The sequence below is a fragment of the Arthrobacter rhombi genome (genome assembly GCF_900163545.1).
Lineage (GTDB): Bacteria > Actinomycetota > Actinomycetes > Actinomycetales > Micrococcaceae > Arthrobacter_H > Arthrobacter_H rhombi_A.
The window spans coordinates 80544-99131 of the sequence record NZ_FUHW01000038.1; the positions used below are offsets into that span (position 1 = coordinate 80544).

Annotated in this window: 19 protein-coding genes; 13 read left to right on the forward strand and 6 right to left on the reverse strand. The window is 65.4% G+C overall.

Features of this window, described 5'->3' with window-relative positions; translation table 11 throughout:
* The first annotated feature begins 24 nt into the window (after positions 1–24).
* The 3 genes from FM101_RS10835 (at position 25) to FM101_RS10845 (ending at position 3003) form a co-directional block, all read left to right on the forward strand.
* The gene (locus FM101_RS10835; protein WP_086999498.1) at positions 25–651 is read left to right on the forward strand and encodes a GNAT family N-acetyltransferase; all 627 of its coding nucleotides are present in this window, start codon (positions 25–27) and stop codon (positions 649–651) included.
* Positions 652–745: 94 nt separating this feature from the next.
* Positions 746–1726, forward strand: coding sequence for a hypothetical protein (locus tag FM101_RS10840; RefSeq protein WP_086999500.1), 981 nt, complete (start codon positions 746–748; stop codon positions 1724–1726).
* Positions 1727–1758: 32 nt separating this feature from the next.
* Positions 1759–3003, forward strand: a complete 1245-nt coding sequence (locus FM101_RS10845; protein ID WP_086999502.1) for an aminoglycoside phosphotransferase family protein — start codon at positions 1759–1761, stop codon at positions 3001–3003.
* A gap of 10 nt (positions 3004–3013) precedes the next feature.
* On the opposite strand, the gene FM101_RS10850 is transcribed toward FM101_RS10845, so the two are convergent.
* Positions 3014–4891 (reverse strand): hypothetical protein, encoded by a 1878-nt coding sequence (locus FM101_RS10850; protein ID WP_086999504.1) that lies wholly within the window; start codon positions 4889–4891, stop codon positions 3014–3016.
* Between the two features lie 98 nt (positions 4892–4989).
* Complete coding sequence (locus tag FM101_RS10855) at positions 4990–5469, reverse strand: Lrp/AsnC family transcriptional regulator (protein ID WP_087000021.1); 480 nt, start codon at positions 5467–5469, stop codon at positions 4990–4992.
* A gap of 169 nt (positions 5470–5638) precedes the next feature.
* Between FM101_RS10855 and FM101_RS10860 the strand changes: the two genes are divergently transcribed.
* The gene (locus FM101_RS10860; protein ID WP_086999506.1) at positions 5639–6883 is read left to right on the forward strand and encodes an MFS transporter; all 1245 of its coding nucleotides are present in this window, start codon (positions 5639–5641) and stop codon (positions 6881–6883) included.
* Between the two features lie 17 nt (positions 6884–6900).
* Here FM101_RS10860 and FM101_RS10865 read toward each other — a convergent pair whose 3' ends face one another.
* A complete protein-coding gene (locus FM101_RS10865) occupies positions 6901–7386 on the reverse strand; it encodes an Lrp/AsnC family transcriptional regulator (protein ID WP_086999508.1) in 486 nt (161 codons plus the stop codon).
* A gap of 68 nt (positions 7387–7454) precedes the next feature.
* On the opposite strand from FM101_RS10865, the gene FM101_RS10870 reads away from it, so the two are divergent.
* The 7 genes from FM101_RS10870 (at position 7455) to FM101_RS10900 (ending at position 13590) form a co-directional block, all read left to right on the forward strand.
* Positions 7455–7940 (forward strand): NUDIX hydrolase, encoded by a 486-nt coding sequence (locus FM101_RS10870; protein WP_086999510.1) that lies wholly within the window; start codon positions 7455–7457, stop codon positions 7938–7940.
* Complete coding sequence (locus FM101_RS10875; protein WP_086999512.1) at positions 7937–8914, forward strand: ABC transporter ATP-binding protein; 978 nt, start codon at positions 7937–7939, stop codon at positions 8912–8914. Before FM101_RS10870 ends, FM101_RS10875 begins: the two co-directional genes overlap by 4 nt.
* The gene (locus FM101_RS10880) at positions 8901–9584 is read left to right on the forward strand and encodes an ABC transporter permease (RefSeq protein WP_086999514.1); all 684 of its coding nucleotides are present in this window, start codon (positions 8901–8903) and stop codon (positions 9582–9584) included. Before FM101_RS10875 ends, FM101_RS10880 begins: the two co-directional genes overlap by 14 nt.
* Entirely contained in the window at positions 9581–10315 is a 735-nt protein-coding gene (locus tag FM101_RS10885) for an ABC transporter permease (RefSeq protein ID WP_086999516.1), read from the forward strand. The genes FM101_RS10880 and FM101_RS10885 overlap by 4 nt, the downstream gene beginning before the upstream one ends.
* Positions 10312–11277, forward strand: a complete 966-nt coding sequence (locus tag FM101_RS10890) for an ABC transporter substrate-binding protein (RefSeq protein WP_086999518.1) — start codon at positions 10312–10314, stop codon at positions 11275–11277. The genes FM101_RS10885 and FM101_RS10890 overlap by 4 nt, the downstream gene beginning before the upstream one ends.
* An 81-nt stretch (positions 11278–11358) precedes the next feature.
* Positions 11359–12573, forward strand: coding sequence for a pyridoxal phosphate-dependent aminotransferase (locus tag FM101_RS10895; protein ID WP_086999520.1), 1215 nt, complete (start codon positions 11359–11361; stop codon positions 12571–12573).
* A gap of 114 nt (positions 12574–12687) precedes the next feature.
* A complete protein-coding gene (locus FM101_RS10900; protein WP_086999523.1) occupies positions 12688–13590 on the forward strand; it encodes a PPK2 family polyphosphate kinase in 903 nt (300 codons plus the stop codon).
* 5 nt (positions 13591–13595) lie between these two features.
* On the opposite strand, the gene FM101_RS10905 is transcribed toward FM101_RS10900, so the two are convergent.
* Complete coding sequence (locus tag FM101_RS10905; RefSeq protein WP_086999525.1) at positions 13596–13844, reverse strand: exodeoxyribonuclease VII small subunit; 249 nt, start codon at positions 13842–13844, stop codon at positions 13596–13598.
* Positions 13841–15091, reverse strand: coding sequence for an exodeoxyribonuclease VII large subunit (gene xseA, locus FM101_RS10910; protein WP_086999527.1), 1251 nt, complete (start codon positions 15089–15091; stop codon positions 13841–13843). Before xseA ends, FM101_RS10905 begins: the two co-directional genes overlap by 4 nt.
* Positions 15092–15349: 258 nt before the next feature.
* Between xseA and FM101_RS10915 the strand changes: the two genes are divergently transcribed.
* Both FM101_RS10915 and FM101_RS10920 read left to right on the forward strand, forming a co-directional pair.
* Entirely contained in the window at positions 15350–16189 is an 840-nt protein-coding gene (locus FM101_RS10915) for a hypothetical protein (protein ID WP_143269275.1), read from the forward strand.
* Positions 16190–16199: 10 nt separating this feature from the next.
* Positions 16200–17288, forward strand: coding sequence for a 4-hydroxy-3-methylbut-2-enyl diphosphate reductase (locus FM101_RS10920; protein WP_087000023.1), 1089 nt, complete (start codon positions 16200–16202; stop codon positions 17286–17288).
* Here FM101_RS10920 and FM101_RS10925 read toward each other — a convergent pair.
* Complete coding sequence (locus tag FM101_RS10925) at positions 17285–18541, reverse strand: DNA recombination protein RmuC (RefSeq protein WP_086999530.1); 1257 nt, start codon at positions 18539–18541, stop codon at positions 17285–17287. The two genes, FM101_RS10920 and FM101_RS10925, sit on opposite strands and share 4 nt — an antisense overlap.
* Positions 18542–18588: the final 47 nt, after the last annotated feature.

An 18588-nucleotide genomic window follows, 5' to 3' on the forward strand; every position in this document is an offset into this window, starting at 1 on the left:
CGGTGCTGCGGATAAGCTAACAGCATGGGATTCGGGACCGGTTCGTGGCCGGTGGCATTGGAAAGCGGTGATCTGGTGTTGCGGCCGCTGCGCTACCGGGATAAGGCCGAATGGATGGCGCTGAAACGTCGCAATGCCGAATGGCTACAACCGTGGGAAGCCACCTCCCCGCGTCCCGAGGGGCCGTTGCCGAGCTACCGTGACATGGTTGCGTCACTGAACCGTCAGGCCCGGGCCGGTCTGACCCTTCCGTGGGCGATCGGCCTGCGTACCAGCGACCGACGTGAACCGACCATGGTCGGCCAGCTCACCGTATCGGGCATTCTTTGGGGATCGGCGCTGAGCGCATCGCTGGGGTATTGGGTGGATGGCCGCCGCGCTGGCCGGGGAATCACCCCGCATGCCGTCGCCTTGGCCACCGACTACTGTTTTTCGACGCTGGGGCTGCACCGGATGGAGATCAATATTCGGCCCGAAAACGCCTCCAGTCTGCGCGTGGTGCAGAAGCTGGGGTTCCGTGATGAAGGCCTGCGCGAACGCTTCCTGCATATTGACGGTGCCTGGAGCGACCACCGAGCCTTCGCGCTGACCGCCGAAGAGGTGCCCGAAGGATTGCTCCACCGCTGGCTCGGGGACGCCGCCACACACTGAACCGCAGGTCACCGCGGGGTCAAAGACCGACTTCAGGCCGGACACACCGGGGTCAATGCCGACACCTGCACGGTGGGCCACGTAACGTCGAGGTGTGGACATCCAAGTCGAAAGTTCAGTGGTTCTGGCGGCCATGATCGCCGTGCTGCTCGCCTTCATCGTCCCCTCACTCATCCGTCGCGGTCGGCGCACCGGCGAGCCCGCCCTCGTCCTCGCCTCGACCCTCGACGAAGCCTTCACATCAGCGCCCGGCCAAGCGGAGGAAACCGTGGAAAGGGTCGGCCCCGATCCGGCCGATCTGCAGCCGGCACCGGCCCCCAAGAACACCCGAACCCACGACACCGAACGTCCCCGGAGGAACACCATGGCAACGCCCGCACGGACCCGGTCCGCCGCACCGACCACGGCAGTCTTCCGGATCCGATACGGCCGACTGGCCATCGCCCTGACGGGCGTGCTGGCTGCGCTCGCCCTGGTCGTCGGGGGCCTGCTGGCCCCGTTCGGAATCCTCTCGGGATTCGTCCCGCTCGTCGGGCTGATCGTGCTCGTCGGATCCTTCATGGGGTTGAGGGCCCTCGCGGTGCGGGACCGTCGGCGGAAGGTTCTGGCCCGCATGGACGCGATCTTCCATGAAGCCATGGACACCCAGCCTGCCGAGCCAGTGATCCGGCGTCAGGCAACCAAGGTCTTCGACGCCCGTGAGCAGGAGACCGCAGCGGCCCAAGCCCCCGAAGCAAACGGGAGCGTCCGGCACCATGCCCCGCTGGCTGCCGCCACCGCCCCCGCAACATGGGAACCGGTCGCCGTACCGAAACCGACCTACGTTGGGGCCGCCAAGGCCGAACGCCCGGCCCCGGAGCCACTGCCGGCCGGCGAGGAAAAGAAGCCGCAGAAGGCCACCAGCATCCTGGCGCAGACCCGCATCGCCGAACAGGAAGCCCAACTGGCCGAACAGGCGGAACGGGCCGAGCGCGGCGAAGAGGTCCGGGCCGTCCCCGAAGCTCCGCGCCATCGCCCCACAGCGCAGAGCAGTGGCATGAATCTCGACGCCGTCCTGCAACGCCGCAGGGCCTGAACCGGCGGTAGCCGAAACAGCGGTCCCCACCCATGCAGCCCGGATGGTCCGACGCCGAACAGGCAGAGGCCCTGGGCCGCCACGCAGAAACACTGATGGCCCAGATCTGGGCGGACCGCTTCGAAGCCCGCGTGGTCGACACGGCCCGTCAGGTCCAGTTTCAGCTGCGTCCCGGCGCCGGAGCCAGCGGCGTCTACTCGCTTCGCCGCGGCACGACAGAACAGTTCGTGGGCCTGAGCACCGAACCGCTGGAAGCGACGCCCGGGCTGCGTCAATCCCACCTGCCAGCCCCCCAGGACACTGCCGAAGCCAAGAGTCCGCTTCGCATCTCCAGCTGGCTCCACCCGCAGGACCCCCGGTTGCCCGGACTGGCCCGGGCCGGGGTCGCTGCCGAAGCCCAGCGGCTCTGGGGTCAGGGCGATCGGCTGACGGGCCTGCGGACCATGACCTACCGTCCCTTGCGCCGGGCCGTTTTCCGCGCCGACTTCTCGACCCCCGGACCGGTGGTGGCAACCCGCAGGCTGTATCTGAAGGTTCTCCGTCCCGGCCAGGCAGAACCGTTGGCGCTGCGCCATCGGCTGCTCGCCGATGCCGGCCTGCCCGTGGCCGACGTCATCAGCCCGGTGGCCCACTCGGTCGTGGCCACGGCAGGGCTTCCCGGCGAACCGCTCGGTGCTGCACTGCGTCTGGACGGAGCAGGAGGCCTGGAGCCGGCCACACTGGTATCCCTGCTGGATCGACTCCCCGCGGCAGTGCTCGAGCTTCCCCGCCGCCCGTCCTGGACGGACCGGTTGGCCCGCTACGCCCACGCGGCCGGCTGCGCCCTGCCGGAGGACGTCCAGCAGATCGCCGCGTTATCCCGACACCTTCGAGAGGTGATCGACGCCCAGGACCCCGGGCCGGTCGTTCCGGTGCACGGTGACTTCTATGAAGCCAACGTCTTGATGGAGGGCCGAACGGTCAGTGGGCTGCTGGATCTGGACTCGGTGGGACCGGGACACCGGGTCGATGACCTCGCCTGCCTGCTGGGACACCTGGGCATGATTCCTGCGCTGGGGGGCCGAAACCGGCAGCGTGAGTCGGCCATCTGGTCCACGCTGGAAGTCTGGGGAGCCGAATTCTCCCGGGAGGTCGACGCCCGCTGCCTGTATGCACGGGCCGCTGCGGTGGCCGTTTCCCTGATTGCCGGCGCCAGAAGGCCGGGGATGCGGACCTGGGACCGGGAAGCGCGAGCCCGGCTGGAGGTGGCCCGCCGGCTGGCCGAGCTGGCCGGCTAGGCGCGGGCAGCTAACCCTGCTCCGGATCCTCAGGAAGGTTCTTTGGCTCGGCATCCTCGACGGGATCCGCTGGGTCGGCAGTCTCGGGCAGGGCTTCCTCGTTCTCCGGAGCTTCCCCCTCCGGGTCCTCATCGTCGCGGGCGTAGGTCTCCTGTGCCTCCACGAGAGCCCGGTTGGCTAGATCGGCCGCCTCCTTGGCCTGAACCGGCAATTCCATGGTGGTGAGTGCCTCGGAGAGACCACGTTGGGCCGCATAGAAGTGCGCTACGCTCTGGCGATGCTCGGCGGCGATCAGACGGTATAACTGGACGGCCTCATCCCCGCGGTCCGTCTGGGACAGCACATGGGCGGCAAAAAGTTCGGCATTGCCGGCCCCATCGGTGTCCTCGGCCACCCGGAACAGGTCGGCGGCCTCCAGCGCGGCGGCCACGGCCTCGGTGGGGTAGTTCAGGGCCCAGAGAGAGCGGGCGCGGGTATCCCGGAAATCGGCCTGATGCCAATCCGCCCCATCCTCGTCCGCGAGTTTGATCGCCTCGGCGAGGATCACCAGACCGGCAGGATCCCCGCTTTCGGAGAGGGCATGGCCGTAAGCATGCAGGGCGACCGGGAGCACGGTCGGATCATCTTCGCAAGCACGTGCCAGTTCGGTGGCCCGGGAGAAATGCCCCAGGCAGGCACCGGGATCCTCGGCGTCTGATAGGAGCGTGCCGGCGCTGAGATGGGCGCGGGCGGCATCCCCGGCCAGACCCGACGCCTCGAACCCGGCGGCGGCCTTTTCCCAGGCCTGCAGGGCATCGACCTCGCGGTCCTGGTGACGCAGGCAGTGCCCGAGGGACATCAACGTCCGGGCCGCGTCGTCTTCTCGCCCACGGGCCTGCAAGAGATGGGCGAGCGATTCGAGAACTTCTTCGGCGAGCAGGAACTCCTCGGCTTCCAATAACTGGTTGCCCAAGGCGAGGCGGATGGCCCAGGTTTCCTCGAATTCGCCGCGTTCGGCTTGTTCGACGGCGATCCGCCAGGCGGTGATCGCTGCGTCCTGGTCCAGATCCGCCGAGGCAAAATTGGCCACCAAGGCGGCGGCGGAGATCGCCCCGCGGCGGACCCCAGTCACCGAATACAGTTCCAACGCCTCAACGGCGCAGCCTTCGGCCTCCACCGGATGCCCCAGCTCGTGGTGGCAGGAGGCCTTGACCATCCAGATCGCTGCCCGCATCGCCAGGTTCGTCTGGAGGGCCAGTAAACGGTCGGCCGCTTCAATGGCTTCTGGCTGCCGACCGTGTTTGGCGAATCCGTGGGCTAGATACAGCAGGGCCCCTGCCTCACTTTCGGGGCGGCCGCCATCACGGTAGTCGTCGGCGCAACGCTGCAGTTCCTCCAACGCCGATTCGTCGCCTCCTTCGAAACGCACCACGGCCAGGGGCAGCCGGGCATCGGCTAGGACATCGGCGCTGGCGCCCGAAGCCGCATGGGTGGCCAGAGCGGCCTGCAGGATGGCGGTTTCCTCCGGGAGGGGTTCCCGGAAGAGGAGTCCTCCCAGATGTTCTTCGAGGTCTGCCTGATGGGTCCGTTGGGCCGCGCGCAACAGGACGATGCGACGGGCGGCGGCCTCTTCGGCATCGGAGAGGTTTCCGTCGAGCTGCTGGACCGAGGCCAGGACCCCGAGCAACGACAACGCCGTTTCGAGGGCGGGGGACTCGCCGGCGGGGATGGGGCCCACCTCGGGGGCAGGAGCCGCCGGGGAACCGGTCAACAGGGGGCGGAGGATGTCCAGTCCCGCGGCCGCCGCGCGCGCGGCACCGGGATGGTCTTCCGAGTAGGCGCGGTCGTAGGCCAGCTCAAGCCAGCCATGGGCCGTGGCGGGCGAGGCCAGTGGGTCCGGCTGCGGCATGCCGGAAATCTCCTGCAACCGCTGTGTCAATGCCGACAAGTACCTGATGCTCCCACGTTCTGCGTTGTCTTTGATCCCGGGTCCGGACGTCTTCCAGCTTAGTGCCTGCCGGCTCCCGCGAGGTGCCGCAGCAGCGGTTCGGCCCGGTAGGGAATATGTTCGCTCAAGGCCAGGGAGGTTTCCGTACGGATCACCCCACGCATGCGCAGGATCGAGCGCAGCAGGCTTTGAAGGTGGTGGGTGTCCCGGGCGACGACGCGGCACCACACGTCACCGCGCCCGGAGATCTCATGGACCTCCAGGACCTGTTCCTGGGTCCTCAGGGCAGCGATGACGGCGTCGAGTTCGCGGTGGGAGACCTCGATGGTGATGAACGCCAGCACGTCGAAACCCAGCGCCGCCACATCGACCTCTCGTCCGCCGTGGCGCAACACCCCGGTCCTATCGAGTCGCTTAAGTCGTGACTGCACGGTGTTCCGGGCCACCCCCAACGTGGTGGAGAGGTCCCCGATCTGCGCCCGGGGTTCTTCGAGCAGGGCGAGGACCAAACGCAATTCGAGTTCATCAAAAGTAGCCATGATGCATCCCAGTAGATCACATTCACGTCGAATTTTGATCGAAATCATCAATTAGTGCTCTCGAGGTGAAATATTTGGGGCCATCCTCACCCAGAATGATTACTCGAAGGTCAAAACGGGACATCCACCGTGGAGACCACCGCCGCCGAACCCCACCCTGCGAGGCCTTGTGACCGTCATCAGCGAACTGCGTATGCGCGCCCACCCCACGGCACCGAACCGCGGTTGGGATGCCTCGGTGAAGGCCCGCCTGTTGCTGACCTTCGCTGCCATGACGCTTCTGCTCATCGGCGCGAACCTGGCCACCCCGCTGTATCCGCTCCTGCAGGAGCAGCTCGGGTTGGGGCCGTTCGCCGTGACCCTGGCCTTCGCCTCCTATGTGTTGGCGCTGATCGCCGGGTTGGTGCTCTACGGTCATTGGTCCGATCACATCGGCCGCCGGGCCGCCCTGGTCCTCGCGGTCCTCGTGGGCCTGGCCGGAGCGGTGGTCTTCGGTCTGGCCACCGGGCTCGGGGGACTGATCTTCGGACGCATCCTGCAGGGGGCGGCCGTCGCCCTCTGCACGGGCGCCAGTAGCGCCGCCCTGCGTGAACTCCTGCCCCGCAACCCCGAGTGGGCCAGTCGGCTGACCCTGTTGGCTTCGGCGTCGGGGGTGGCTGCGGGCCCTCTGTTGGGCGGTGCGCTGGGCGTCCTGCCCCGGCCCGACCTGACCCCGTTCCTCCTGTTGGGCTTCGCCTTGCTACTCGTGTTGGTGCCGTTGTGGGTGCTGCACGCCCGCCCCGCCCTGGCCCCTGCCCCCGGAGCCGCTGCGGTGAAGGCCCTGCGGCCACGCCGGCTGGGCCCCGTAGCCGATGCCCGCGTGCAGTTCCGCCGGGCGGCTTCCATCGGGTTCCTCAGCTTCGCCCTCTTCGGATTCGGGCTCTCGCTGGCCCCGCGCTATTTCGCCGACCTGTTCGGGATCACCTCGATGCTGGGCATCGGAGCATTGGCCGCCCTGACCCTGATCGCTTCGGCCGCCGCCCAACTGCTGGGGCGTTCGCACCGCAAGCTGCTGCCGGTGGCACTGATGGTCATGGCCGCCGGGATCGTCCTGATTGCCGTGGCAGGGTCGGTACGCAGCCTGCCATTGCTCATCGCCGCCAGCCTGCTCGCCGGTGCCGGACAAGGCACCGCCTTCCGCACGGCCTTCAACGACGTCGCCCTGGCGGTGGAACCCGCCCGACACTCCCAGGTGATCAGCACCGTGTATGTGGTGACCTATCTGGGCAGCGCCGTCCCGGTCCTGTGCCTCGGCCTGGTCGCCGGAGTGATCGGCTTACCGTCAGCGGTGGCCTGGTTCGCCGGAGTGATTGCCGCAGGATGCCTGGCGGTGGCGATCAGCGTGCTGGCCCACCGGCAGCCCGACGCTGTCTAGGGGCATCAGCCAGCTCTTCAGAGCGGGCCGGCCTGGCCCTGGACGTGATCGAAGACCAGCGTCGTCTCGGTATGGCCGACGGCCTCATCGGTCGCCAGGTTGTCCAGCACCCAATCACGCAGTGCCTCCGTTGAAGGAACCGCCACATGGAGCAGGTAGTCGGTGCCGCCGGAGACATGGAACATCGACAGGACTTCGGGCAACTGCGGAACCCCACCGGTGAACCTGTCGATCTGAACGCGGTCGTGGATGCGCAACTTCACGGCAATCAACGCCTGGACGCTACGGCCGACCGCCGGTAGATGCAGTCGAGCGTGATAGCCCTCGATGATCCCGCGTTCGACCAACTGGCGGGTGCGCAGCAGGGCCGTCGACGGAGCGATCCCCGCCCGCTGGGCCAACGCGGCATTGCTGATGCGGGCATCGGCGAGCAGTTCGGAGATCAGCACACGGTCAACCTCGTCCAACGAGGTGCTTCCTGAGGGCTTCTTGGCGGCAGACATGCCAATATTCCACCACATGCGGCCCGGTTCGCGGAGCGGGAGGCCGACCGGCGCAGTACGCTGGGGCCATGAGCACTGCGCCCCGGGAGCCGGACACAGGTTTCGATACACGGCTGGCCGCCTATTGTGTGGTGGTCCGTCACTCCAAAATCTTGCTGGCCCTGTGGGACATGCGTTCCAGATGGCCGGGCTTCACCCCCCGATGGACGCTGCCCGGGGGAGGCGTTGAACTTGGAGAGGCCATCGAAGACGGAGCCGTCAGAGAGGTCTCGGAGGAAACCGGCTACGACGTGCGCCTGACAGGACTGTTGGACGTGGACGCCGGACATATACCTGCCGAATCCAGATTTCACCCGACCGATAAACCACTGCAAAACGTGGCGGTGCTCTACTCGGCAGAAATCACCGGTGGTGAGCTGGAATTCGAAGTTGACGGCACCACCTCACAGGCAGGTTGGTTCGACCTCGAGGAGCTGTCCCGGTTGGAGCGGACCTCACGGGTCGACTGGGCAGTGAAAGCACACCACCACCACGTTGACGGGGGCCGTCCATGATCCGCTTTGAGAACGTCAATAAACAGTACGACGGCGGTGCTCCGGCAGTCTCCGATCTCAACCTGGAGATCCCGGAGGGCTCCATCACCGTCTTCGTGGGTCCTTCCGGCTGCGGGAAGACCACCTCCTTGAGGATGATCAACCGCATGGTGGATCCGACCTCGGGCACCATCGAGGTCGATGGCCGCAATATCGCCGACGTCGCCCCCTATCAACTGCGCCGTTCCATGGGGTATGTCATGCAGGCCGGGGGCCTGATGCCGCACCGCACGATTGCCGAGAACATCGCGACGGTGCCCCGACTCATCGGTACCGCGAAGGCCGACTACCGTCGCCGGGTGAAGGAACTGCTCGACACGGTGGGGCTCGACGCAGAGCTCGCCGGCAGGTATCCGGCCCAACTCTCCGGAGGCCAGCAGCAACGTGTGGGGGTGGCCCGGGCCCTGGCCGCGGACCCCCCCGTGCTCCTCATGGACGAACCCTTCAGCGCCGTGGACCCGGTGGTCCGCGGAGAGCTGCAAAGCGAACTGCTGCGCCTGCAAGGCCAGCTCTCCAAGACGATCGTTTTCGTCACCCACGATATTGACGAGGCGGTTCTGCTGGGAGACCACGTCGCCGTGATGGGTAACGGGGGAGTGCTGCAACAGTTCAGCCCACCCGACGAACTACTCCGGGCCCCAGCCAATGACTTCGTCGCCCACTTCATCGGCCGCGACCGCGGTTTCAGGGCGCTGTCCTTCCGCCCCGCCACCGAGCTGCACTGGAAGCCGATGGCCGGGCATACCGACGACGATGTGGCACACGCCGTCCGGATCCCACGATCGTCCACCGTCCGTGCCGCCTTGGATGCCGCCCTGACGTCGCTCTCCGGGCTGGCGCTCGCCGTGGACGAGGACGGAACCGAAACCGGACTTCTGGACGCCGCGGAAATTGGCCGTCAGATCGGTGGGAGAGACCACGATGAAGTGGCTTGAAGGTCATTGGCAGGAGATCCTGAGCCTGGCCGGTAGCCACCTCATTCAATCCATCCTGCCGCTGCTGCTCGCTGCCCTGATCTCCATTCCCGTGGCCCGGCTGATCCGCATCAATGGAACCCGGCGCCGTCGTACCGTGAGGTGGGGCGTCGTCCAGCTCAGCGCCCTGCTCTACACGATTCCCTCACTGGCCTTATTCGTGGTGCTGCCGTCCATCCTGGGCACCCAGATCCTGGACCCGCTGAACATCATCGTCGCCTTGACCATGTATGCCATCGCCCTGCTGGTCCGTAGCGCGGCCGACGCCCTGGAATCGGTGGATCCCGCGGTACTACGTGCCGCCGATGCCATGGGCTACCGGCCCGTGCGTCGGTTCTTCTCGGTGGACTTGCCGTTATCGCTGCCGGTCCTCTTCCCCGCATTGCGCGTGGTATCGGTCAGCAACATCTCGTTGGTCAGCGTGGGGGCACTGATCGGCATCGACAACCTGGGAACCTTGTTCATGGACGGACTGCGGCGCAGCTTCACCTTCGAAGTCGGGGTGGGCATCGTCGCCACCCTGGTGCTGGCCCTGTTGATGGACCTGATCCTGGTGCTGGCCCAACGGATGCTCACCCCCTGGGAGCGCGCCCGGACGGCACCCCGACCGACACGGTGGGTGGCAGCATGAGTGCCTCCACTGCCGCGATCGCCCTGCTGCCCGCTGCCGTGCCCACTGCCAGCCCACTGGGCGGACTCGCCGAATGGTTTTCCCGCCCCGGGACGCTCTCGGGTCCCGGAGGCATACCGACCCGTCTGGTCGAGCATCTGGCCTATACGGGTCTCACCTTGGCCATCGCCTTGGTCATCGCCGTGCCGATCGGCCTCTACGTTGGGCACACGGGCCGGGGCCGGGTCGCCGTCATTGCCGGATCCGGCATGCTGCGTGCCCTGCCGACGTTGGGCATGGTCACCTTGTTCATCCTGCTCTCGGGGACCCTGGGGATCATGCCGCCGATCTGGGCGCTGGTGCTGTTGGCGGTGCCACCACTGCTGGCCGGCATCGCCGCCGGCATCTCGGCCGTCAACCCGGGAGTCGTCGATGGGGCCCGGGCCATGGGTCTGACGGAATCGCAGGTGCTTTTCACCGTCGAGGTCCCCAACGCGTTGCCCGTCCTCATGGGCGCCCTGCGTCTGGCTGTCTTGCAGGTTATTGCCACCGTCGCCATCGTTTCGATCATCAATCTCGGAGGTCTGGGCCGCTATCTCATTGACGGCATTGCCGTCCGTGACTACCCCCAGGTCTTCGGCGGGGCCGTCATCATTGCAGCATTGGCTATTGTGGTTGATGCGGTGCTGGCGATGGTCCAACGGATTGCCGTCTCGCCCGGCTTGAGAACCAACACAGGAGGCACCCCATGAACCACATCAACACCTCTGGAGCCCGTCCAGTCCGCCGCGTGCGGCTGATGGCAGCGCTCGGAATCGTCGCAGCCCTGGGCCTGTCGGCCTGTAGTGGCTCCGACCCGCTCGCCGGAGATAGCCCACAGGCTTCGGGATCGGCCTTGGATCGACCACTGGTCATCGGCAGCGCCGATTTCCCCGAATCCCAGATCATCGCCGAGCTCTATGCCGGAGCCTTGGAAGGCGCCGGCATCGAAGCCACCACCAAACCGGGCATCGGGGCCCGCGAGGCCTATGTCGGCGCCGTGAAGGACGGGTCGGCCGACGTCGTCCCCGACTATTCGGGAAACCTGCTGCTGTTCTTCGATAAGGACGCCAAGGCCGTCTCCGATACGGAGATTACCGAGGCGCTCAAGAAGGCCGTGCCCGAAGGGCTGGGCGTGCTCAAGGCCTCAGCGGCGGAAGACAAGGACTCGATGGTCGTCACCTCGGCGACGGCCGAGAAATATGACCTCAAGACCGTGTCGGATCTGGCGAAGGTCTGCGACAAACTCGTCCTGGGCGCTCCGCCGGAATTCAAAACGCGGGCCTACGGGCTGCCCGGACTGAAGAAGGCCTACGACTGTGTTCCCAAATCCTTCGAACCCATCGCCGATGGCGGAGGCCCGCTGACCGTCAAGGCGCTGATCTCCGATCAGGTCCAGATCGCGGACATCTTCACCACCAGCCCGGCGATCGAAGACAACGGACTGGTCTCCTTGGAGGACCCGAAGGACAACTTCATCGCCCAGCAGGTCCTTCCGCTGATCAACTCCGGCGTCGTCAGCCAGGACGCGGCTGCGGTGCTGAATAAGGTCTCCAGCGAATTGACTACCGATGACCTGGTTGAACTGAACCGTTCGGTCTCCGGCGACGCGAAACTGGACCCCGCCGATGCCGCAGCCGAGTGGCTGAAGGACAAGGGGCTGGACGGCAAGTAGGCCGGCACCCCACAGAACAGATGCCGCAGCGCCGGGTCGTCCTTCCACGACGACCCGGCGCTGCTGTCATATGCTGGGACAATGCCCGAGTTCAAGCAGTCCAATAAGCTCCACAACGTCCTGTACGACATCCGCGGCCCGCTCCTCGAGCACGCCCAACGGATGGAATCCGAGGGGCACAGGATTCTGAAGCTGAACATCGGCAACCCGGCACCCTTTGGTTTCGACGCCCCCGATTCGATTCTGGTGGATATCATCCGCAACCTGCCCCAGGCCCAGGGCTACTCGGATTCCCGCGGGATCTTTTCCGCCCGGACAGCCGTCTCGCAGTATTACCAGACCCGCGGCATCCAGACGATCGGCGTTGATGACGTCTACCTGGGCAACGGGGTTTCCGAACTGATCACCCTGAGCCTGAACGCCCTGTTGAATAACGGTGACGAAATCCTCATCCCGGCGCCGGACTACCCGCTGTGGACCGCATCGGTTTCACTGGCCGGGGGCACCCCGGTGCACTACCTCAATATCGAGGAGGAAGGGTGGCTACCGGATCTTGAGGACATCGAAGCGAAGATCACCCCGCGGACCAAGGGCCTGGTGATCATCAACCCGAACAACCCCACGGGCGCGGTCTACCCCAAGCACATCCTGGAGGGCATGCTCGAGCTGGCCCGCAAACATTCCTTGATCGTCTTCTCCGACGAGATCTACGAGAAGATCCTCTACGACGATGCCGTGCACTACAACACGGCGGCCCTGGCCGACGACGTGCTGATCATGACGTTCTCCGGGCTCTCCAAGGCCTACCGGGTCTGCGGTTTCCGGGCCGGCTGGATGGCGATCTCCGGGCCCCGGCATCAGGCTGCGGACTACATCGAGGGCATCAACCTGCTGACGAATATGCGTCTCTGCGCCAACGTCCCGGCGCAACACGCGATCCAGACGGCCCTGGGTGGATACCAATCGATCAACGACCTCCTGCTGCCCGGCGGCCGGCTCAAGGAGCAGCGGGACACCGCTTACCGGTTGCTCAACGATATCGACGGCGTTTCGGTCCAGCAGGCGCAGGGGGCGATGTACCTGTTCCCGAAACTGGACCGGGAGGTCTTCCGTTTCGATAACGATGAACAGTTCGCCCTGGACCTGCTCAAACAGCAGAAGATCCTCATCTCCCACGGGCGGGCCTTCAACTGGATCACCTCAGACCATTTCCGGTTGGTGACCCTGCCCTCGGTACCCGACCTGGAGGAAGCCATCGGACGGATCGCCGAGTTCCTGGACGATATCCGCCGCTGAACCATTCCCTTCCATCCGGGGACGCTCCGGCGCTATCGGGGGAGTGCCCCGGATGGCATAGTGGATCGCACGGTGGAGGTGCCGCCGGGCGAAGCAACGGCAAAGGGGCCTCAGATGGGCACAAAGCACAAGAAATCCCAGGACTTTCCCGGGGCATCCTTCGGAGTCACCCACCCGCTATCGTCCCTGTTGCGGGCCGGTCGGGGTTTCTCCTTGCAGGATGCCGACCCGGGAGCGAAGCCCGGCTTCCCCGGAGGCAAGAAGGACGGCAGGAAGGCGTTGGCTGCCGCCGACGAACGCCTCGATGACCTCCAGGAGCGCCTCTACGCGCAGGCGATCGGGGGCGACGCCACCGAAAGGGTGTTGTTGGTTCTGCAGGCCATGGACACCGCCGGCAAGGGAGGCATCGTGCGCCACGTCATCGGGTCCGTGGACCCGCAGGGGGTGGAGCTGCAATCGTTCAAGGCACCGACGACGGCCGAGAAGCGCCACGACTTCCTCTGGAGAGTCGAACGCCGTCTGCCGCATGCGGGCATGATCGGGGTCTTTGACAGATCGCATTACGAGGACGTGCTCATCGGCCGGGTGAGGTCTCTGGCCGCCGACCAGGAAATCGAACGACGCTACGGGGCGATCCGCGAGTTCGAGCAGCGCATCGCAGACGAAGGCACGCGCATCATCAAGGTCATGCTCCATATTTCCCCGCAGGAGCAGTATCAACGACTTTCCGAACGGCTGGATCGCAAGGACAAATACTGGAAGTTCGCCCCCGACGACATTGATGATCGGCTTCTCTGGGAGGAGTACATGCAGGCCTACCAGCGGGTCATCGAAGAAACCGACGCCGAGCACGCCCCATGGTACGTCGTCCCGGCCAACCGCAAATGGTATGCCCGGGTGGCCGTCCAGCATTTGCTGCTCGAAACCTTGACCGGGATCCACCCGCAATGGCCGGCCGCCCGGTTCGATGTGGAAGCCGAACGCCGCCGGCTCAAGGAAGCGAAGGACGTTGGCTGAACCGTTCAGCTGACCGGAGGATCCTCGGTGTCGCCGCGACCGGCACGGTTGCGTGCCGCATCCAGACGTTCCCGGGCTCCTTCGAGCCAGGCTTCGCAGCGGGCTGCCAGCGCCTCGCCACGTTCCCAGAGGGCCAGCGACTGCTCGAGACTGGCACCTCCTGCTTCGAGCTGGGCCACGACGGCCACGAGCTCCTCGCGGGCCTGCTCGTAGCTCAGCGCGGTGATATCTGCTGTGGAGTCCGTTTCGGTCATGCTGATGCCTTTCTATCGTGTGCTGCCTCGTGTGGGTCGTCATGCCCCGATAAGACGACGGCGGTGAGCTTTCCACGGGCCAGCCGGATGGCCAGCTCGGTATCGGTGGGGGCCTCGGCGGGGGAGCGGACCACCGTACCTTCGCTCGTTTGCACCACCGCATACCCCCGGTCCAGGGTCTGTTGTGGTGAAAGTGCCCGGACCTGGGCCCGCAGGTGCGCCACGGCGTCGTGCCCGCGACGGACCAACATATCGATGGACCGATGGGATCTCTCGCGCAGCCGCTCCAGGTCTTCGCTTCTGACCTGCACCATGCCTTCCGGATGGGCCAGGACTGGTCGAGTGCGCAGGGCGTCAAGTTGTTGGGAGGCACGGTCCAAGAAGAGGACCACCGAACGGTCCAGCCGCCGCCGGGCCTGGTCGATACCCTGCAGTTCCTCGGTGAGGTCAGGGACGATCCGCTTGGCGGCATCAGTGGGGGTGGAAGCCCGCACATCGGCCACGTCGTCCAGAATCGGCCGATCGGCTTCGTGGCCGATCGCGCTGACCACAGGTGTTTTAGCTGCGGCGACCGCACGTACGAGTTCCTCGGCGCTGAACGGCAGCAGGTCCTCCAGGGCGCCACCACCTCGGGCGATGACAATGAGATCGACCGTAGGATCGGCATCGAGCTCCCGGAGTGCGGCCATGACTTCCGGAACGGCATTGACCCCCTGCACTGCGGTACTACGGACCGCGAATTCCACCGCGGGCCAGCGCAGTGTGGCATTGCGGATGACGTCCTTTTCGGCGTCCGAGTCACGCCCGGTGATCAAACCAATGCGTTGCGGCAGGAGCGGAAGGCGAAGTTTCCGAGAAGGATCGAACAGCCCTTCCTCGGCCAGCGCATGGCGCAACCGTTCGAGCCGGGCGAGTAGATCACCGAGCCCCACCGGCCTCAAATCCGAGGCGATCATGGAGAGTCGGCCGGTCTTCAAATACAGGTTGGGTGCCACGCGGGCCACCACCCGGGAACCGACCTCTGGTTTGGTGTCCAGCCGACGCATCACCGAGGACCAGACGTTGACCGACAGCGAATATTCGACATCAACATCGCGCATGGTGAGGTAGGCGTGGCCGTTGCGGACATTGGCTTCGAGTAGTTGGCCTTCGATCCAGGCCGCCGGCGCCCTTTCGACATGCTGCTTGAGCTTTTCGGAGAAGACTCGGAGCGGCCAGGGGGAGTCGGGGCTCGTGTCACCGGCCATTGGTGGCAAGGTGGCCCCACCTTCGGGCTGTCGGCCCGCTGCGGCGGACGGGTTCGGGTTCTCCACGGCTCTTGCTCCCCGGTCTCGTTGCGGCTCCGGCAGTCGTCCGGGCCCATGTACATGCATACCAGTAGGCTGGGATAATTGGCGCACGCCCGGCCGGGCGTGCCGATGGAAACGACCCGTAAAGGGGAGGCCGTGCGCTCTATAGGACCCGTGGTGCTCATGATCTTGTCGGCGCTACTAGCCTGCGGGGCCGTGACGGGATCTTCTGTCGACCGTTTGGCGCACACCGCAGAACCCGCCCGCCAGATCGCTGGAGCGCTCCCCGCAGACCAGGATATTCGCGCCGAATTGCCCCAGGTCATGATCGATGGCATCCGCGATGCCCTCCCCGGCAGCATCGAATTGCCGGAGGCGTTGGCTGAGCCGTTGAACCGAGCCAGTGCACGGGCCGTGGATGTGGTGTTGGACAGTGACGGATTCCAACCGGCCTGGCTTGAAAGTATTGACGAATCCCGCGAAATCTTCGTGGATCGACTCTCGACTGTCAGGGATGGATCCGCCAAGACGGCGCCGGCCACCCTAGAACTTGGCCCGGTAGTGGACTTGGGGATCGGCGGGCTCAAGGATGCTAGCCCCGGAGTGGGCCTGGGGCTGGTCATCGATTCCCTGGGCCAGGACATCAAGACCTCCGTGCCCCTTGATCTACCGTCTTCCGATCCAGCGGTAGCGCAACGAGTCGCCACGACGGTCTGGTTGGCAGGCTTCTGGGGTTGGGTAGCCCTCGGCTCAGGGCTCTTGGCGCTGGGCGCCGTAGTCCTGGCTCGCCCGTGGTCGCGGGGAGGAGTGGTGGCCGTGGGAGGGATCGTCGTTTGCCTGTGGTCGGCAGCCCTGTTGGTCTTGGCGACGCGCATCGCCCCGGAAGGTGCTGTTCAGGCGTCCGCGGGGCTGGGCGCATTGGCGGGATCCAAGATCATGAACGGGCTATCGGAGCAGGTGCATGGCGTCGGGGTGTCCTCACTCGTTGGTGGGGCAGCGGTCCTGGTTGCCGGGGTTGTGATCCGGCTCCTCGTGGGGCGTCGCAGGAACGGATAGCATGGATGGCATGTCCATCAGTTCTGCCGCCCCGGTTTCCGTGCCCATGCCACAGGTGCCCCGTCGTCGTCGTTCGCCCGAGGAAGTAGCCGCCGTTGCCCCCGTGGCCGGACCCAAACGTGTCCTCTTGGCTGCCCCGCGAGGTTATTGCGCCGGTGTTGACCGCGCGGTGATTGCGGTGGAAAAGGCCTTGGAGCACTACGGGGCCCCGGTCTATGTCCGGAAGCAAATCGTGCACAACGTCCACGTCGTCTCCACGTTGGAGGAACGCGGAGCGATCTTCGTGGAGGAAACCGATGAGGTCCCCGAAGGCGCGCTCGTCGTCTTCTCGGCTCACGGGGTCAGTCCCGCCGTCGTCCAGTCAGCAGAAGATCGCAATTTGCGCACCATCGACGCGACCTGTCCCCTGGTCACGAAGGTGCACCGGGAAGCCGTGAGGTTTGCCAAGGCCAAGAATCACATCCTGCTCATTGGACACGCAGACCACGAAGAGGTCGAAGGCACCTACGGGGAAGCCCCGGAAAGCATCACGATCGTGAACAACCCCGCGGAGGCCCGCACCGTCGAGGTCGAGGATCCGGAGCACCTGATCTGGCTGTCACAGACCACGTTGTCGGTCGACGAGACGCTGGAAATGGTGGATATCCTGCGCGAACGGTTCCCGAAGCTTCAGGACCCGCCCAGTGACGATATTTGCTATGCCACCTCAAACCGCCAGACAGCGATCAAGAAGATTGCCCCCGAGGCGGAACTGGTGATCGTCGTTGGATCGTCGAACTCCTCCAACTCGGTGCGCCTGGTGGAGGTTGCCCTGGAATACGGGGCGAAGTACGCCCACAGAGTTGATTTCGCGCATGAGATCGACGAGACGTGGTTCGAAGGTATTTCCAGTGTGGGCGTGTCCTCGGGTGCCTCGGTTCCTGAAGTCCTCGTCTACGAGGTGTTGGAACTACTCGCCGATTACGGGTTCGGCCCGGTCGAAGAGATCGTCACCGCACAGGAGGACATTATCTTCTCGCTGCCCAAGGAACTGCGGGCCAAGCTCAAGGAAGCCGGCGATACGTCAACGGGGCTCGGCGGGCACGGAACAGCAAACTAGGCGCTCTCTCCGCTAGGCGGTTCCACCATCTGTTCTTGGGCCGGCATCTCCGCTTGCAGGAGCTCGCTGGCACTGAGAACCCGAGGCGTGGACTCCAGCGGTGGGACGGACAATCCCGCGCCATCGACGGAGGAGAGGTCATGTCCCGGATCCAAATTCTGGATCCTGCGTACCGAGGGCAGAACCCTGGACTCAAGGGTCCCCACGAACGAGTTATAACGTTCGACGCTTGATTTCAGCGACGAGCCCAATTTCGTCACATGGGATCCCAGCGTGCCCAAACGGCTGTATAACTCCTTGGACTCGTCGAAGAGGGCCCGGGCGTTATCCGTGAGCAGTTCTTGACGCCAAGCAAAGGACAAACCCTTGAGGATCGAGAGCAGCGTGGCCGGTGCCGCCAGGGCGACATTCCTCGAAAACGCATGGTCGAGGAGCTCCGGATCGCTGGTGACGGCTGCGGCGAGGAAGGACTCCGCCGGCAGGAAGCAGACCACCAACTCGGGACTAGCTGCCAGGGAATCCCAATAAGTCTTCGAACCCAGATCGTCGACATGCGCCCGCAGGGCCTTGGCGTGGGCTTCGAGCAACGTCCGTCGCTCGGCCTCCCGTGACGGCTCCGCCAGGAGGTCAATCTCTTGGGCCAACAGGTAGGAATTGAGCGGGACCTTCGAGTCGACGACGACGGATTTGCCGCCGGGCAGGGTGATGACCATGTCAGGACGCTTGCCGTTGGACGTGGTGACCTGTTCGTTGAAATCCACGCGGGACAGCATGCCCGCTGCTTCCACGACCCGCCGCAGCTGAACTTCACCCCAGGTGCCCCGTGCCGAGGTGTTCCGTAATGCTCCGGCGAGTGACGACGTCGTTCTCAGAATGGCAGCATCCTGTTCGGCCGCCATGTTCAACTGCTGGCTGAGTTGACCGTATTGCTCGACCCGGTCGCGTTCGAGGACCGTCACCTGCTGTTGGACCTGTTGGAGCTTCTCCGCCACGGGAGCCAACACCTGCAGGACCTTCCGATCGTCAGCGTCGCGTTGACGTTCAGCGTCTTGCCGGGACTGGAGGGAATCAACATGCTCCCGTGCCGCCGCCAGAGCAGATTCGGCGGTGGCGAGTTCCTGGGTGGTCCTTCGGTTCTCGTGGTTGAGCACGGAAAAGCGGTCCTTGAGTCCGAGCATCCAGAGACCGAAAGCCCCGAGAACCAAGCCCAATAACAACGTGAGAGTCGACACAACCCATGCAAAAGCGTCCATGGGTCCACTGTGCCAGTCCGCGCCGACACATTGCGGCAGGTAGAGTT

Coding starts and splice junctions, on each gene's coding strand:
- FM101_RS10835 (WP_086999498.1), top strand. CDS start 25: ATGGGATTCGGGACCGGTTCGTGGCCGGTGGCATTGGAAAGCGGTGAT.
- FM101_RS10845 (WP_086999502.1), top strand. CDS start 1,759: ATGCAGCCCGGATGGTCCGACGCCGAACAGGCAGAGGCCCTGGGCCGC.
- FM101_RS10850 (WP_086999504.1), bottom strand. CDS start 4,891: ATGCCGCAGCCGGACCCACTGGCCTCGCCCGCCACGGCCCATGGCTGG.
- FM101_RS10855 (WP_087000021.1), bottom strand. CDS start 5,469: ATGGCTACTTTTGATGAACTCGAATTGCGTTTGGTCCTCGCCCTGCTC.
- FM101_RS10865 (WP_086999508.1), bottom strand. CDS start 7,386: ATGTCTGCCGCCAAGAAGCCCTCAGGAAGCACCTCGTTGGACGAGGTT.
- FM101_RS10870 (WP_086999510.1), top strand. CDS start 7,455: ATGAGCACTGCGCCCCGGGAGCCGGACACAGGTTTCGATACACGGCTG.
- FM101_RS10875 (WP_086999512.1), top strand. CDS start 7,937: ATGATCCGCTTTGAGAACGTCAATAAACAGTACGACGGCGGTGCTCCG.
- FM101_RS10880 (WP_086999514.1), top strand. CDS start 8,901: ATGAAGTGGCTTGAAGGTCATTGGCAGGAGATCCTGAGCCTGGCCGGT.
- FM101_RS10885 (WP_086999516.1), top strand. CDS start 9,581: ATGAGTGCCTCCACTGCCGCGATCGCCCTGCTGCCCGCTGCCGTGCCC.
- FM101_RS10890 (WP_086999518.1), top strand. CDS start 10,312: ATGAACCACATCAACACCTCTGGAGCCCGTCCAGTCCGCCGCGTGCGG.
- FM101_RS10895 (WP_086999520.1), top strand. CDS start 11,359: ATGCCCGAGTTCAAGCAGTCCAATAAGCTCCACAACGTCCTGTACGAC.
- FM101_RS10900 (WP_086999523.1), top strand. CDS start 12,688: ATGGGCACAAAGCACAAGAAATCCCAGGACTTTCCCGGGGCATCCTTC.
- FM101_RS10905 (WP_086999525.1), bottom strand. CDS start 13,844: ATGACCGAAACGGACTCCACAGCAGATATCACCGCGCTGAGCTACGAG.
- xseA (WP_086999527.1), bottom strand. CDS start 15,091: ATGGCCGGTGACACGAGCCCCGACTCCCCCTGGCCGCTCCGAGTCTTC.
- FM101_RS10920 (WP_087000023.1), top strand. CDS start 16,200: ATGTCCATCAGTTCTGCCGCCCCGGTTTCCGTGCCCATGCCACAGGTG.
- FM101_RS10925 (WP_086999530.1), bottom strand. CDS start 18,541: ATGGACGCTTTTGCATGGGTTGTGTCGACTCTCACGTTGTTATTGGGC.